13 protein-coding genes are annotated in these 14,437 nt (G+C 69.7%); 7 read left to right on the top strand and 6 right to left on the bottom strand.

Annotated elements, in window-relative coordinates; all coding sequences use genetic code 11:
- Positions 1-39: 39 nt before the first annotated feature.
- Positions 40-912, top strand: coding sequence for an LLM class flavin-dependent oxidoreductase (locus ACQEXA_RS22270; protein WP_432931980.1), 873 nt, complete (start codon positions 40-42; stop codon positions 910-912).
- A gap of 98 nt (positions 913-1,010) precedes the next feature.
- Entirely contained in the window at positions 1,011-1,781 is a 771-nt protein-coding gene (locus ACQEXA_RS22265; protein WP_432931982.1) for a class I SAM-dependent methyltransferase, read from the top strand.
- Positions 1,782-2,011: 230 nt separating this feature from the next.
- On the opposite strand, the gene ACQEXA_RS22260 is transcribed toward ACQEXA_RS22265, so the two are convergent.
- Entirely contained in the window at positions 2,012-2,347 is a 336-nt protein-coding gene (locus ACQEXA_RS22260) for a DUF192 domain-containing protein (protein ID WP_432931984.1), read from the bottom strand.
- A gap of 587 nt (positions 2,348-2,934) precedes the next feature.
- Between ACQEXA_RS22260 and ACQEXA_RS22255 the strand changes: the two genes are divergently transcribed.
- The 4 genes from ACQEXA_RS22255 to ACQEXA_RS22240 all read left to right on the top strand — a co-directional run bounded on the left by ACQEXA_RS22255 (position 2,935) and on the right by ACQEXA_RS22240 (position 8,005).
- Positions 2,935-3,708, top strand: coding sequence for an isoprenyl transferase (locus tag ACQEXA_RS22255; RefSeq protein WP_432931986.1), 774 nt, complete (start codon positions 2,935-2,937; stop codon positions 3,706-3,708).
- Between the two features lie 378 nt (positions 3,709-4,086).
- Complete coding sequence (locus ACQEXA_RS22250) at positions 4,087-5,412, top strand: PhoH family protein (protein WP_432931988.1); 1,326 nt, start codon at positions 4,087-4,089, stop codon at positions 5,410-5,412.
- A gap of 396 nt (positions 5,413-5,808) precedes the next feature.
- A complete protein-coding gene (locus ACQEXA_RS22245) occupies positions 5,809-6,525 on the top strand; it encodes a transglycosylase SLT domain-containing protein (protein ID WP_432931990.1) in 717 nt (238 codons plus the stop codon).
- Between the two features lie 172 nt (positions 6,526-6,697).
- Positions 6,698-8,005 (top strand): AI-2E family transporter, encoded by a 1,308-nt coding sequence (locus tag ACQEXA_RS22240; RefSeq protein ID WP_432931992.1) that lies wholly within the window; start codon positions 6,698-6,700, stop codon positions 8,003-8,005.
- Positions 8,006-8,181: 176 nt separating this feature from the next.
- Here the strand turns inward: ACQEXA_RS22240 and ACQEXA_RS22235 are convergent, their stop codons facing one another.
- Together ACQEXA_RS22235 and ACQEXA_RS22230 are read right to left on the bottom strand one after the other, a co-directional pair.
- Positions 8,182-8,715, bottom strand: coding sequence for an alkyl hydroperoxide reductase (locus ACQEXA_RS22235; RefSeq protein ID WP_359392154.1), 534 nt, complete (start codon positions 8,713-8,715; stop codon positions 8,182-8,184).
- Positions 8,716-8,718: 3 nt separating this feature from the next.
- On the bottom strand, positions 8,719-9,273 hold the full coding sequence (locus ACQEXA_RS22230; RefSeq protein ID WP_359392152.1) for a peroxiredoxin: 555 nt from the start codon (positions 9,271-9,273) through the stop codon (positions 8,719-8,721).
- A gap of 160 nt (positions 9,274-9,433) precedes the next feature.
- Between ACQEXA_RS22230 and ACQEXA_RS22225 the strand changes: the two genes are divergently transcribed.
- Entirely contained in the window at positions 9,434-10,432 is a 999-nt protein-coding gene (locus ACQEXA_RS22225) for a LysR substrate-binding domain-containing protein (protein WP_432931994.1), read from the top strand.
- Positions 10,433-10,827: 395 nt separating this feature from the next.
- Here the strand turns inward: ACQEXA_RS22225 and ACQEXA_RS22220 are convergent, their stop codons facing one another.
- Genes ACQEXA_RS22220 through ACQEXA_RS22210 form a run of 3 tightly spaced genes read right to left on the bottom strand, consistent with a single transcriptional unit; the run spans position 10,828 to position 14,359 of the window.
- The gene (locus ACQEXA_RS22220) at positions 10,828-13,152 is read right to left on the bottom strand and encodes an ABC transporter permease (RefSeq protein WP_433130816.1); all 2,325 of its coding nucleotides are present in this window, start codon (positions 13,150-13,152) and stop codon (positions 10,828-10,830) included.
- Positions 13,149-13,838 (bottom strand): ABC transporter ATP-binding protein, encoded by a 690-nt coding sequence (locus ACQEXA_RS22215; RefSeq protein WP_359392146.1) that lies wholly within the window; start codon positions 13,836-13,838, stop codon positions 13,149-13,151. The genes ACQEXA_RS22220 and ACQEXA_RS22215 overlap by 4 nt, the downstream gene beginning before the upstream one ends.
- Positions 13,835-14,359 (bottom strand): PadR family transcriptional regulator, encoded by a 525-nt coding sequence (locus ACQEXA_RS22210; RefSeq protein ID WP_359392144.1) that lies wholly within the window; start codon positions 14,357-14,359, stop codon positions 13,835-13,837. Before ACQEXA_RS22210 ends, ACQEXA_RS22215 begins: the two co-directional genes overlap by 4 nt.
- Between the last annotated feature and the right edge of the window lie 78 nt (positions 14,360-14,437).

The following is a 14,437-nucleotide window of genomic DNA, read 5'->3' as shown; positions in this document are numbered from 1 at the left end:
CCCGTTGTCCCGCCCGGGTCCGCTCGATAGGAAGACCGCATGACTGGAATCGGTGCTGTGTTCCGGCCCCAACTGCCACCCGAGCGGCTGCGCGCGATCGCGCGGCTCGCGGACGAGGCGGGCCTTGAGGAGCTGTGGCTGTGGGAGGACTGCTTCCTGGAGGGAGGGATCTCCGCCGCGTCCGCCGCGCTCGCCTGGACCGAGCGGCTGCGGGTCGGCATCGGACTGCTGCCGGTGCCGCTGCGGAACGTGGCGGTGACCGCGATGGAGGCGGCCACCCTTGAACGGATGTTCCCCGGGCGGGCGATCCTCGGTGTGGGGCACGGCGTGCAGAGCTGGATGGGGCAGGTCGGCGCGCGCGCCGAGTCGCCGGTGACGCTGCTGGGCGAGTATCTGGAGGCGCTGCGGGCCCTGCTGCGCGGTGAGAGTGTCACCACCGACGGGCGGTACGTGAGACTGGACGGCGTGGCGCTGGACTGGCCGCCCGCGCAGGCGGTCCGCGTCCTCGCCGGTGCCACAGGACCGCGCACCCTGCGCCTGTCCGGCGCGGCGGCCGACGGGACCGTCCTCACCGCTTCCACGGCACCTGAGGGCGTACGGAGGGCCCGTCAGCTCATCGATGAGGGGCGCGAGTCGGCGGGCCGCACCGACCCCCACCACATCGTCGTCTACCTGCGCACCGCCACCGGCCCGGACGCCGCCGCCCGGCTGCGCGCCGAGATCGAGGCGGACAGGGAGGACCCGGTACCGGAGCACGGGGTGGCCGGGGACGCGGCCGCGGTCGCCGAGGCCGTCCGGCGACTCGCCGACGCGGGCGCCGACACCGTCGTCCTCCAGCCGACCGCGGACGAGCCGGACCCGGAGGCGTTCATTCGGTTCGCGGCCCACGAGGTGCGCCCGCTGGTGTCGTGACCGCGCGCCCGTGGCCGGGGCCGGCTGTCCGTCCGCGCGGTCGGCCGGCCCGGGAAATTCGGTCGCGGTCCCTTCCCGGGCGCTGGGACGATCGCCGCATGACGACCAGCCGTACCTACGAAGACCTCGTCAAGGAAGCCGTCGACGCGTCCGTCGACGGCTGGGACTTCTCCTGGTTCGAGGGCCGGGCCACGGAGGAGCGGCCTCCGTGGGGGTACGCGCGTTCGATGGCGGAGCGGCTCGCCGTGGCGTCGGCCGCGCTCGACGTCCAGACCGGAGGTGGCGAGGTCCTGGCCTCCGCCCCTTCGCTGCCGCCGCTGACCGCGGCCACCGAGGGATGGCCGCCCAACGTCGCCAGGGCCACCGCACTGCTCCATCCCCGCGGCACGGTGGTCGTCGCCTCGCCCGAGGACGCGCCGCTGCCTTTCGCCGAAGGCGCCTTCGACCTCGTCACCAGCCGGCACCCGGTACGCACGTACTGGCCCGAGATCGCCCGTGTGCTGCGTCCCGGCGGTACGTACTTCTCCCAGCAGGTCGGCCCGGCGAGTGCCGTCGAGGTCGTCGAGTACTTCCTCGGGCCGCAGCCGCCGGAGGTCCGCGACGCGCGCGACCCCGAGCGGGCACGGGTCCGGGCCGAAGAGGCCGGCCTCGAGGTCACCGGCCTTCAGGAGGCCCGGCTGCGCATGGAGTTCCATGACATCGGTGCCGTGGTCCACTTCCTGCGCAAGGTGATCTGGATGGTCCCGGACTTCACCGTGGACCGGTACGAGCCCCAACTGAGGTCCCTGCGCGCACGGATCGAGTCCGAGGGGCCCTTCGTCGCGCACAGCACGCGATTCCTGATAGAGGCCCGCAAGCCGGGCAGGTGAGACCGGGGGCCGTCCGAGCCGACGGGACTTGGGCGTCCTGAAGGTGAGACGGATGTCCACATACCGAGACCGTTCACCTGAGGTTGTCACATCGTTATCGGATCCGCTTCGAATCGGATCCGCCGCTCACGTAAGTTCAGACCAAGGCAATTCGCGCCAGCAAAGCTGCGCGGCACGGCGCCGCGCAGTGGGAGGGGGCTGCGCGGCGCCATACCTGCATCCGCGTGCCGTCAGGCGTCGTACACCGTCACCTGCGCCCCGCGCCGTATGCCCCACCGTTCCATCGCCCCGGCCTCGGCCTCCAGGACATGGCGCGCACGCAGGCGGGGCAGGCCGATCCGCCCCGGCGGCATCGTTCGTACCGCCACCACCCGCAACTCCCGGTCCAGGTAGGCGACGTCGATCGCGAACCGCATCCCCAGGGTGTGCACCGAGCTCGCCGGGCTCAGCAACAGAGCCCCCTCGATCCCGTCGCGCCCGAGCAGCCCGCGCCGCCGGGACCGGGCCGAGCGGGCGACCTCCAGGGGCACCGGGCCGGGCAGGCCGGCCGTCGTGAGCATGGCCATGGCCGCGAAGCTATCGATGGCGTCAAGTGGGCGCTCGCCCCGCGAGTCACCCGGCCGGAGTATGCCCGGACGTGTCATCCATGTGCCCCAAAGGGCAGGGCACATCCCTCGGATACCTCTGGATTCGGCCGGATTCCCTGAGGATCCGCTGTGTTCCGGCCATGATCACGCTGTGAATGGGCGATTCCGGGGCCATCGCGGCGTCGCCGGGCGAATTCGGAGAGTAGTTGTGGCACGCCGATGCAGCCAGCAGCACTTACGAAGGGTTATGGTGGAACCCCCCCCTCGGGCCGGTCCGTCTCCCCCCCACGGACCGGCCCGTTTTCCTTTCCCCCGTCGCGGGCCCCATGGGCGTCCGACCCGCCCGCCGTGCGCACCGGTTCGCGGCGCGGCCGGTAGCGGGTGCTCCGGCCCGGAATTGCGGGCCATACGGCCCCTGTTCGGGGGTACGCACCCAGGACGGAGCACTGACACCCCTTGGTGGGGCCATGGATTTCCAGGGGTAGGCTTCGCCCCGGGGACCGCCATCTGACGGGGATCGCGCACGCCCGAACCTGTCTGATCCGCACGGAGGGGCTGACAATCACGTGAACCTGCGCGACAAGCTGCGCGGCCTGCTGGTCAGGCTGTACGCACGCCGGGTGGAGGGTCACCTGGACCACGCTCAGGTGCCCAAGCACATCGGCGTCATCATGGACGGCAACCGGCGCTGGGCGAAGGCCGCGGGTTCGACCACCGCGCAGGGCCACCGGGCCGGGGCCGACAAGATCGAGGAGTTCCTCGGCTGGTGCGCCGAGACGGACGTCGAGGTCGTCACCCTCTGGCTGCTGTCGACGGACAACTTCGACCGGCCGAAGGAGGAGCTCGTCCCGCTCCTCGGGATCATCGAGGACGTCGTCCGCTCCCTTGCCGCCGACGGCCGCTGGCGGGTGCACCACGTGGGCGCGCGCGATCTGCTGCCCGGGCAGATGCAGGGCGTCCTGAAGGAGGCCGAAGAGGCCACCGCGCATGTCGAGGGGATACTCGTCAACGTCGCCATCGGCTACGGCGGGCGCCAGGAGATCGCCGACGCCGTCCGCTCGATGCTCCTCGACGCCCGGGAGAAGGGCACCTCGATGGAGGCCCTCGCTGACTCCGTGGACGTCGACCTGATCGGCAGGCACCTCTATACGAGTGACCAGCCCGACCCCGATCTGGTGATTCGTACGAGCGGTGAACAGCGGCTGTCCGGATTCATGCTCTGGCAGACGGCCCATTCGGAGTACTACTTCTGCGAAGTGTTCTGGCCGGCCTTCCGCAAGGTGGACTTCCTGCGCGCGCTCCGTGACTACGCGGCGCGACACCGCCGTTACGGCGGCTGAACAACCCCCTCGTCAGGGCGCGGACTCGCCCCCTGGGCGACGGAAGAGGCCTTCACCCGTCAGGGCGTAAAAGTAACAAGGAGTTCATCGGGGCGCCGTCATATGCCGTGGCATGGCAGCGCATGTTCGAGGGCATAAGCCAGACAGGTCGACACCCGAACCACGGGTGTCGGATCTCAGCGGACGGCTCGGGGCCGTCCGCCCGGGAGGCCCTTTGCACCAGCCCCACCGTGCGGTCACGGCACGGAAGAAGCAGTGGAGGGCCGGTTCTCGGCCCGTGCATCGCGGCCGTCGACCGGTCGGGATTCCTCCCGCCCAGCCCGACCCGGCATTCCACTCCGTCGCTCCCCGACCTCATCCGAGGGGGTACGTCCTTCCGTGGTGACCAGCACAAAGCGCCCCAAGCCAGACCGGCGCACCTATGTTCTCGACACCAGCGTCCTGCTGGCCGACCCGAACGCCGTGACCCGCTTCGACGAGCACGAAGTCGTGCTCCCCATCGTCGTGGTCACGGAACTCGAGGCCAAGCGGCACCATCCGGAACTCGGTTACTTCGCCCGCCAGGCCCTGCGCCTGCTCGACGACTACCGGGTCCGGTACGGCCGTCTGGACGCCCCGATCCCGATCGGGGACCTCGGCGGAACCGTCCGGGTCGAGCTCAACCACTCGGACCCGAGCGTGCTCCCCATGGGCTACCGCCTGGGGGACAACGACTCCCGCATCCTCGCGGTCGCCCGCAATCTGCAGGCCGAGGGATTCGACGTCACGGTCGTGTCGAAGGACCTGCCGCTGCGCATCAAGGCATCCTCCGTCGGTCTTCTCGCTGAGGAGTACCGCGCGGAGCTGGCCATCACGGACTCCACCGGCTGGACCGGAATGTCCGAACTGACCCTTTCTGGTGAGCAGGTGGACATCCTGTTCGAAGAGGGCCACGTCTATGTCCCCGAGGCCGCCGACCTGCCGGTGCACACGGGTCTGACGATCCAGTCGGAGCGGGGCAAGGCGCTCGGGCGTGTCACGTCGGAGGGCAACGTCCGGCTGGTGCGCGGGGACCGGGAGGCGTTCGGCATCAAGGGCCGCAGCGCGGAGCAGCGGATCGCGCTCGACCTGCTGCTCGACCCGGACGTCGGGATCGTGTCGATGGGCGGCCGGGCCGGCACCGGAAAGTCGGCGCTGGCGCTGTGCGCGGGCCTTGAGGCGGTGCTCGAGCGCCGGCAGCACCAGAAGGTGATGGTGTTCCGGCCGCTGTACGCGGTCGGCGGGCAGGAACTCGGATACCTGCCGGGCACCGAGGCCGAGAAGATGAGCCCCTGGGCGCAGGCGGTCTTCGACACGCTGTCCGCGGTCACCAGCCGCGAGGTCATCGAAGAGGTCACCGCGCGCGGGATGCTGGAGGTCCTCCCGCTCACCCACATCCGCGGCCGCTCGCTGCACGACGCCTTCGTCATCGTGGATGAGGCCCAGTCGCTGGAACGGAATGTCCTGCTGACCGTTCTGTCCCGGATCGGCTCGAATTCACGGGTGGTTCTGACCCATGACGTGGCCCAGCGGGACAACCTCCGGGTGGGCCGGTACGACGGAGTCGTCGCCGTCGTGGAGAAGCTGAAGGGGCATCCGCTCTTCGCCCATGTCACGCTCACGCGGTCCGAGAGGTCCCAGATCGCGGCCCTTGTGACCGAAATGCTCGAAGAGGGGCAGATCTGACCCGAGTGCTCAACCTGAGGTAGTTACCCGTCGGTTGGCGCCGTTCGGCAAAGGCTCCAGAGCCTAGCCGGGCGGCGTCTTCGTGTGTGGGAGTTCCGCTAATCCGCTGGGCCAAACGGGATGTGAGCTTTCACACTCAACACAGAATTGCCACCCGGCGTCCGGTTACGGCAGAGTCTCACTCCTGTCAGGCCCCGCATACGACACATCTGTACCCCCAGCGGTACGGCAACACAGCAACATCAGAACTTCATAGCGCCGTCGTATGCCGCCCGAGCACCACGCGGCCGCTTCCGTCAGGAAGCTGCCCACCGGGCCCGCGCCTCCCGTGACCCCGCAGTTGGGAGGCCAGCGTCAGGGGCACGATTGCGTCCGCCAGGGTCACCGAAGCGGGCGATGCTGGAAGGAAACCGTGTGAGCCGGATTTCGGTCCGGGGATTCGCAGTGGCTTCGGCCACGGCGGTCACCGCTGTCGGCGCCGTCACCGGTGTTGCCTCGGGCAGCACTGGGCAGCCCTCGTCGAGCGACGCCGAGGCGACGGCCAACGAGACGACCCTCCTGGCGGATATACCCGCGGGTCAGCAGGCACAGGTGCAGACCGCGTCCCTGACGCAGCAGGCTGACGCCCAGGCCATCGCCGCGGACGTCAGCGCCAAGAAGGACGCCGAGGAGACGGCCCGTAAGCAGGCGGCCGCGGACGCGATCGCCAAGCAGAAGGCCGCGCAGAAGGCCGAAGAGGATGCCAAGGCACGCAAGGAGGCCGCAGCCGCGGCCAGCCGCGCGAGCCGTGACGCCTCCAGCTTCCCGGTCCAGAGCTCCTACTCCGTCGCGCAGATCCAGGCGATGGCACGTCAGCTGGTGGCAGCCGACCAGTTCCAGTGCTTCAGCAACATCGTGGACCACGAGTCCAGCTGGAACTACCGTGCGGTCAACGCCTCCTCCGGTGCCTACGGTCTCTTCCAGGCCCTGCCCGGCTCCAAGATGTCGTCTGTCGGCGCCGACTGGCAGACCAACCCGGCCACGCAGATCAAGTGGGGCCTCAACTACATGAACGGCCGGTACGGCAGCCCCTGTGGGGCCTGGTCGTTCTGGCAGGCCAACCACTGGTACTGAGCCGCTTGTCCGCGCACGCGCGGTCGCTCAACCTTGCTGAGCCCCTCACCGTCTTTGGGTGAGGGGCTCAGGCCGTTTACGGCCGTGGGGTCCTGCCATGTACGGTCGGAACCGACGACTCCAGGGGGGAGTGGTGGGGAGCACCCGGGGACACGGGGGAAGAGGGCGGATCATGTCGCAAGTGCCAGGGTGGCTCTCCCGGTTGGGCGCCGGGTTGAGTCAGGTGGGCGAGCGGCTGGACGAGCGCCGCGCCGAGGTCGAGAAGGAACACGCCGAGCCCGCGCCGCCCCCGGTGCCGGACGGCGTACCCCCGCCTCCGGCGTACGCGCCCACGGTCCAGGCGCGTCCGAATCCCGTCGAGGCGGTGCCGTGGGGAGTACGCGTCGCCGCCGAAGCCGGCTGGCGGGTGCTCGTCCTGGCCGGCACCCTCTGGGTGCTGATGCGGGTCATCAGTGCCGTCCAGCTGGTGGTGCTGGCGTTCGTGTGCGCGCTGCTCATCACGGCGCTGCTGCAGCCGACCGTGGCGCGGCTGAGGCGTTACGGTGTGCCGCGGGGCCCGGCGACCGCGCTGACCGCGATCCTCGGCTTCGTCATCATGGGCCTCATCGGCTGGTTCGTGACCTGGCAGGTCATGGAGAACATCGACTCGCTCTCCAGCCAGATCCAGGACGGCATCGACGAGTTGCGCAAGTGGCTGCTCAACAGCCCCTTCCACGTGACGGACAAACAGATCAACCAGATAGCCAAGAATCTGCGCGAGGCGATCGGCGCGAACGCCGACCAGATCACCTCGACCGGCCTGGAGGGCGTGCAGGTCATCGTCGAGGCCCTGACCGGCATTCTGCTGACGGTCTTCTCGACCCTCTTCCTGCTGTACGACGGCCGGCGCATCTGGGAGTGGACGCTCAAGCTGGTGCCGGCCGCGGCGCGGCCGGGTGTGGCGGGCGCCGGTCCCCGGGCCTGGCGCACGCTGACGGCCTACGTCCGCGGCACGGTGATAGTGGCCCTGATCGACGCGATCTTCATCGGCCTGGGCATCTACTTCCTGAACGTGCCCATGGCCGTGCCGCTCGCCGTCTTCATCTTCCTCTTCTCCTTCATCCCCCTGGTGGGCGCGGTCGCGTCGGGTGCGCTGGCGGTGGTGGTGGCGCTGGTGACGCAGGGGGTCTTCACGGCCATCATGACGCTGGTCGTGGTCCTGGCCGTGCAGCAGATCGAGGGCCACATCCTGCAGCCGTTCATCCTGGGCCGGGCGGTGCGGGTCCACCCGCTGGCGGTCGTCCTGTCGGTGACGGCCGGCGGGATCGTCGCGGGGATCGGTGGCGCGGTGGTGGCGGTGCCGCTGGTGGCGGTGACGAACACGGTGGTGGGCTATCTGCGCTCATACGCGAGTTCGGGAGCGACACACCAGACCCTCCAGCCGGCGGCCGCGCGGCAGCCGGAGACGTCGGTGTCAGGAAGCGGCCCGTCCGACGCCTGACCGGGAACGAGCCGGAACGACCCTGGGCCGGCGTACGACCGTACGACGTGTCCCCTCGGCCCGCGTCCGGCCTTCCAGGACCGGGCCGTTGAGGCCGGAGGAAGCCGGGTGCGGAGCCCCCGGGGACGAAGAGGGCCTCTCCCACCGAAGTGGGAGAGGCCCTCTTCGCCGTTCGCTCACTCGGAGAGCACGGCCTCCGCGTCCAGCGTCACTCCGACCGCCTGGATCACCGAAGCGATCTTGAAGGCTTCCTGGACGACCTCACGGTCCACTCCCGCCTTGCGGAGCACCTGCTCGTGCGAGTCCAGGCACATCCCGCAGCCGTTGATCGCCGACACCGCGAACGACCACAGCTCGAAGTCGACCTTCTCGACACCGGGGTTGCCGATGACGTTCATCCGCAGACCCGCGCGCAGCGTGCCGTACTCGTGGTCCGAGAGCAGATGCCGGGTCCGGTAGAACACGTTGTTCATCGCCATGACGGCGGCCGCGGACTTGGCCGCGGTGTACGCCTCGGGCGTCAGGTTCGCCTTCGCCTCGGGCTCCAGCTCGCGCAGCACGATCGCCGACCGGGACGCGATCGCCGTGGCCAGCACCGTGCCCCACAGCTGCTGGGCCGGCAGGTCGGAGTTGCCGATGACCGAACCGAGGTTGAGCTTCAGGTCCTTGGCGTAGTCCGGGATGGCGGACTTGAGGGAGTCGAGGGACATCGCTCACTCACCGGCCAGGAGCTTCACCGGGTCGAGGGTGTCCTCGCCCTTGCTCCAGTTGCACGGGCACAGCTCGTCGGTCTGCAGGGCGTCCAGGACCCGCAGGACCTCCTTGGGGTTACGGCCGACGGAACCCGCGGTCACCATGGTGAACTGGATCTCGTTGTTCTGGTCCACGATGAAGACGGCGCGCTGCGCGAAGCCGTCCTCACCCTCGATGCCCAGGTCGCGCATCAGCTCGTGCTTCGAGTCGGCCATCATCGGGAACGGCAGGTCGCGCAGGTCCGGGTGGTCCTTGCGCCAGGCGTGGTGGACGAACTCGGAGTCACCGGAGAAGCCGAGGATCTGGGCGTCACGGTCGGCGAACTCGTCGTTCAGCTTGCCGAAGGCCGCGATCTCGGTCGGGCACACGAAGGTGAAGTCCTTGGGCCATGCGAAGACGATCTTCCACTTGCCCTCGTAGGTCTTGTGGTTGATCTGCTCGAACTCCTGGCCCTTCTCCAGCGAGACGCAGGCGGTCAGTTCGAACTCGGGGAACTTGTCACCGACAGTGAGCACGCGCTCTCCTTGCAGCACAGAAGCACCGCGTACACAAGGTGCTTCTCAGGGGTTGGACAATGCCGATCCTGGCACAGGGTGCATTGATACGAGTAATAGCTACACTCGGTCAGGTTGATCGACATCGCTTATCAGTGACCAACGGTGAGGAGTGCGACGGATGGGTGGGACCAGGAGTAACGGGCGTCGTCAGCCCAGTCTCGCCCAGCTGCGCGCCTTCGCCGCCGTCGCCGAGCATCTCCACTTCCGGGACGCGGCCGCCGCGATCGGCATGAGCCAGCCCGCGCTGTCCGGCGCCGTCTCCGCGCTGGAGGAGGTACTCGGGGTGACGCTGCTGGAGCGGACCACCCGCAAGGTGCTCCTGTCGCCCGCCGGTGAGCGCCTCGCCGTACGGGCCAAGGCGGTGCTGGTGGAGGTCGGCGCCCTCATGGAGGAGGCCGAAGCCGTCCGGGCGCCCTTCACCGGGTTGCTGCGGCTCGGGGTGATCCCGACGGTCGCACCGTACCTGCTGCCGACCGTCCTCAATCTCGTCCACGACCGCTACCCGCACCTCGACCTGCAGGTCCACGAGGAGCAGACCGCCAACCTGATCGACGGACTCACCACCGGCCGCCTCGACCTGCTGCTGCTCGCCATCCCCCTCGGCGTGCCCGGTGTCGTCGAACTCCCCCTCTTCGACGAGGACTTCGTGCTCGTCACCCCGCTCGACCACTGGCTCGGGGGACGGGAGGGCATCCCCCGTCAGGCGCTGCGCGAGCTGAACCTGCTGCTGCTCGACGAGGGCCACTGCCTGCGCGACCAGGCCCTCGACATCTGCCGGGAGGCCGGCCGTGAGATCAGCGGGGCGGGGCGGAGGCCCTCGGCCGATGGGCGGGAGGGCGCGCCCGTGACCACGACCGCCGCCGGACTGTCCACCCTCGTCCAGCTCGTCGCCGGCGGCCTCGGTGTCACCCTGCTGCCGCGCACCGCGCTCAAGGTGGAGACCACCCGCAACAACCAGCTCCTCACCGGCTACTTCGCCGACCCGGCGCCGACCCGGCGCGTCGCCTTCGCGATGCGTGCGGGTGCCGCCCGGGGAGCCGAGTACGAACAGCTGGCCGAGGCCATGCGCGAGGCACTGCGGCCCTTGCCCGTACGGGTACTTGGGCCGGGGACCTGAAGAATCTCCGCGCAGCCGCGCACACATACTCGATCACTCGCGTGTCCGATGACGCACCCGGAACGGCGAGAGAATTCAACTTCCGTCAGGTAGTGCGGATTTCGCAGGAATATACGCCCCGGCTGGTACACATAACCCCTCAGCGTGACGCGTCAGGCGTGTGTGCGACATTCCAAGGGGAGTTGTGGCGGGATCCTCGTCAACAGCGACAACCTGACTCATCTGTTCGTGCGCATGAACGAGCAGCAGGACGTCGTCGCCGTGGTGGTGTGCCGCAAGTCGGTGAACGTCGGCATGCTCTTCGCGCAGGTCCGGCGGGTGGTGAAGGAATACGCCCTGTGAACGCGTGCGGGCCCCTCCCGGTCAGGGGAGGGGCCCGCACGACGGTCCGCCGGCTACTCCGTGCGCAACCCGTCCGGCCGCATCAGCCGCAGCAGCGGCGGCAGACTGAGCAGCGTCACCAGGAAGACGACCGCGGCGCCGAAGCCGGTCATCGACAGCACGCTCGGCCAGTCCACGCGGACGGTCTGGCCGGTCATCTTCAGCAGCACCGCACCCAGGACCAGACCGACCGTCGACGCCAGCACCAGCCCCAGCCCGATCGGGATCGCTGTCTGCCACAGCACCGACAGGCTCAGCGTGCGGCGCCGGGTGCCGAAGGCGACCAGCGACGACAGCAGCTTCTTGCGCTCGCGTAGCTGCTCCAGCTGGGACACCAGAAGGCTCGCGCCGATCAGCGCCAGCACACAGGCGGCGCCGACGAACAGCCCTGTGCGGATGGAGGTGAACCTGTTGGACTGCTCCGAGGCCGCCCACGTCATGGCGTCCGCCTGCACATCGACCCGCGCCGCCGTGTTCCGCACGTACTCGCGCACGTCCGGTACGGACTGGTCGATCGACAGGTAGATCTCACCGGTGACCGGCTCCGCGGCCCGGTCGGGCAGCGCGCCCGGTGTCATCAGGATGCCGCCGCGCTGCGAACCCGTCGGGTCCTTGATCGTCCGAGCCTGCTTCAGCTGCGCCGGGACCTTCCAGACGACCTCGCTGTGGCGCTCGGTGGCGTAGGACGGGTCGATGTAGAGGGTCCGGCCCGGCTTGGCCAGCTTCGGCGTGTCGGTGTCCCACTCGGCACCGGTCAGGGCGAACACGTCCCCGTCGTGGCACGAGGGCAGCGACGCCAGCTCGCGCAGGGCGGCGCAGTCGCCGACATTGAGCTCCATGCTCGCCTCGGGGTCCTTGCGCTGGTCACCGATGCTGGCGGAGGAGAGCGCCGTGACCTTGCGGACGCCCTTGGTGGCGGCGAACTGCCGGGCGGCCGGGTCGAGCGGTACCCCCTTCGGCAGGTTCACCTGCATCTGCGCCCGCGAGAGGTCGTTCTGGCTCGCCTTGGTGTAGTCGCTCTCGACCCCGGCGAACAGCATCTGCAGTGCGATCGCCCCGGCCACCGCCACCGCGATGCCGTTCACCATGCGGGCCGCTGTGCCGCTGCTCAGCTGCAGCCTGCGCACGGCCAGTTGCCAGGCGACGCCGCCCTGCCCGAGCCGGGCCACGACCGTCTCCACGATCCACGGCAGCAGCGCGGTCACCCCGACGAGCAGCAGGATGACGCCGCCGGTGACGAGGTACTGGTTGAAGTTCCCGTTGTCGTGGCCCTGGCCGACCATCGGGTAGAGCATCGCGAGTCCGCCCAGCGGCAGCAGCAGCCGCCACCACAGCCGGCGCCGTCTGGGCCGCGCCGCACGGACCACGCCGAGCGGCTCGATGACGACCTGGCGCAGGGCGAACAGCGTCACCAGCACCGCGGCCGCCGGCACCGCCACCGCGACGAGCACGGCGAGGACCGGAGAGGGGTTGAGATAGCTGGGGAACACGCTGACATCGAGGATCTCCGCGGTGCCCGCGACCTGACGTCCGACGAAGAAGAACAGGGTGCCGAGGACGAGTCCCGCCAGGGCTCCCGCGAGCGCCTCGCCCGCGGCGATCCGGCGGGTCATCCCGCCGTCGGAGCCGACCAGCCTGAGCGCCGCCAGCCTGCGGTCGCGCCGCTCGCCGCCGAACCGCACGGCCGCGGCGATGAACACGGCGACCGGCATCAGCAGCACCACGAAGACGACGAGCGCCAGCAGGACCAGTACCGGGTCCGACTTCTCGGAGGTCGCGGTCGGGTGCCCGAAGCGGTCGATACGGGCCACCGAGGAACCGTTGATCTTCGCCGCGAGGTCGTTCGCCCCCGCGTAGTAGGCGAGTTCGTGCGAGCCGATCAGCCCGCTCTCCCCGATGGTCCCGACGATCCGGTACGGCAGCCGCTCCCGCAGCAGCTTTCCGCCGTCGGAGCCGAGGAGTTCCTTCAGTGCGGGGGAGACGACCATGTCCCCGACGGCCGGGAACGTGTCCAGCCCGGGTGGAAGCGGCGCCCGCGCCCCCTCGGGCTCCATCAGCCGCCCGCGTACGTCCTTCTCGTGGAACGTCGTGTCGATGTCCGCGATCACGAGGGTGCGGTCGGACCTGGGCATGGTCGTCTGGCTGTACGTGTAGTCCAGGCGCGCCTCCTCACGCTCGTGCCGTACCACCAGCGTGTTCGGCAGCGCGGTGGTGAGCAGCAGCAGGGCCACCCCGAGACCGACACCGACAGCCGTCAGCAGGAGCCGGGCCCACCCCTCGCGCCCGCCGGTGAAGGCGAACCGGACGCCCATGGCCAGATCCCGGGCCCACTGGCTCATACGACGCGCTCCATGTCCCTGGACTTACCGTCCCGCACGACGATCTCGCGATCGGAGTAGGCGGCCACCCGCGCCTCGTGCGTGACCAGCACGACGGCCGCGTTGGTGGACCGGGCCGCCTCGGTGAGCAGCTCCATCACGCGCTCGCCGTTGAGGGAGTCGAGCGCGCCGGTGGGCTCGTCGGCGAACAGCACGCGCGGGCTGGTGACCAGGGCGCGGGCGACGGCGACGCGCTGTCCCTGACCGCCGGATATCTCCCCGGGCCGCTTGCCCGCGAGGTCGTCGACCTCCAGGCGCTCCATCCAGGACCGGGCGGTGCGCTCGGCCGCCTTGCGCGAGGCGCCGCTGAGCCGCAGCGGAAGGGCCACGTTCTCGACGCAGGTCAGTTCGGGTACGAGCTGTCCGAACTGGAAGACGAACCCGAACTCCGAACGCCTGAGGCGGCTGCGCTGGGCGTCGCTCATGCCGGCCATCTCGCGGCCGTCGTACAGGATCGAGCCGGAGTCGGGCGGCACGATCCCGGCGAGACAGTGCAGCAGGGTCGACTTGCCGGAACCGGAAGGACCCATCACGGCGACGATCTCGCCTGGGTGGACGGAGAAGTCGGCGCCGTCGAGGGCGACGGTCGGGCCGTAGGCCTTGCGCAGGTTTTCGGCGGCCAGCAGGGAACCGGGAGGAGGAGTCACTTGGCCACCGCCTCGGCGAGCCGGTCGAGACGTGCGGCGGTCAGCTCCAGCCAGCGCAGGTCGGCCTCGAGGTGGAACAGGGCGTGATCGCAGATCAGCTGGTCGGCCAGATCGCCCTTGCGTTTGCGGTCGGTCAGGATCCGCATCATGCGCAGGTGCTCGGAGCGCTGCGTGTCGAGTATGTCGGCCGCGTCGCGGTGCGTGAGCAGCGCGAGGACGACCTTCGTGTAGAGCGTCGACTGCAGATACGGCTCGGGCTTCTCGGGGGTCGCGAGCCACTGCTGTACGTCGGTGACCCCGGCGTCGGTGATGGCGTACCGCTTGCGCTCGGGCCCGCCGCCGGCCTCGATGCCGTCGACTTCGACGAGCCCGTTCTTGAGCAGGCGGGACATCGTCGAGTAGACCTGGCCGTAGTGCAGCGGCCGGTCGTGACCGAACTTCTCGTCGAAGGCCCGCTTGAGGTCGTAGCCGTGGCGGGGCCCGGACTCCAGGAGTCCCAGGAGGGTGTGACCGATGGACATGGGAGCACTGTACATAGCGCGTATACACATGACGTATACACGGTGCGTATAGATCTTGGTCCAGAGGATGTCAGTGCA

It is taken from the genome of Streptomyces sp. CA-106110, assembly GCF_050936285.1.
Lineage (GTDB): Bacteria > Actinomycetota > Actinomycetes > Streptomycetales > Streptomycetaceae > Streptomyces.
The sequence above is the reverse complement of the archived record's forward strand: the minus strand, read 5'-3'. Positions and strand labels throughout refer to the sequence as shown.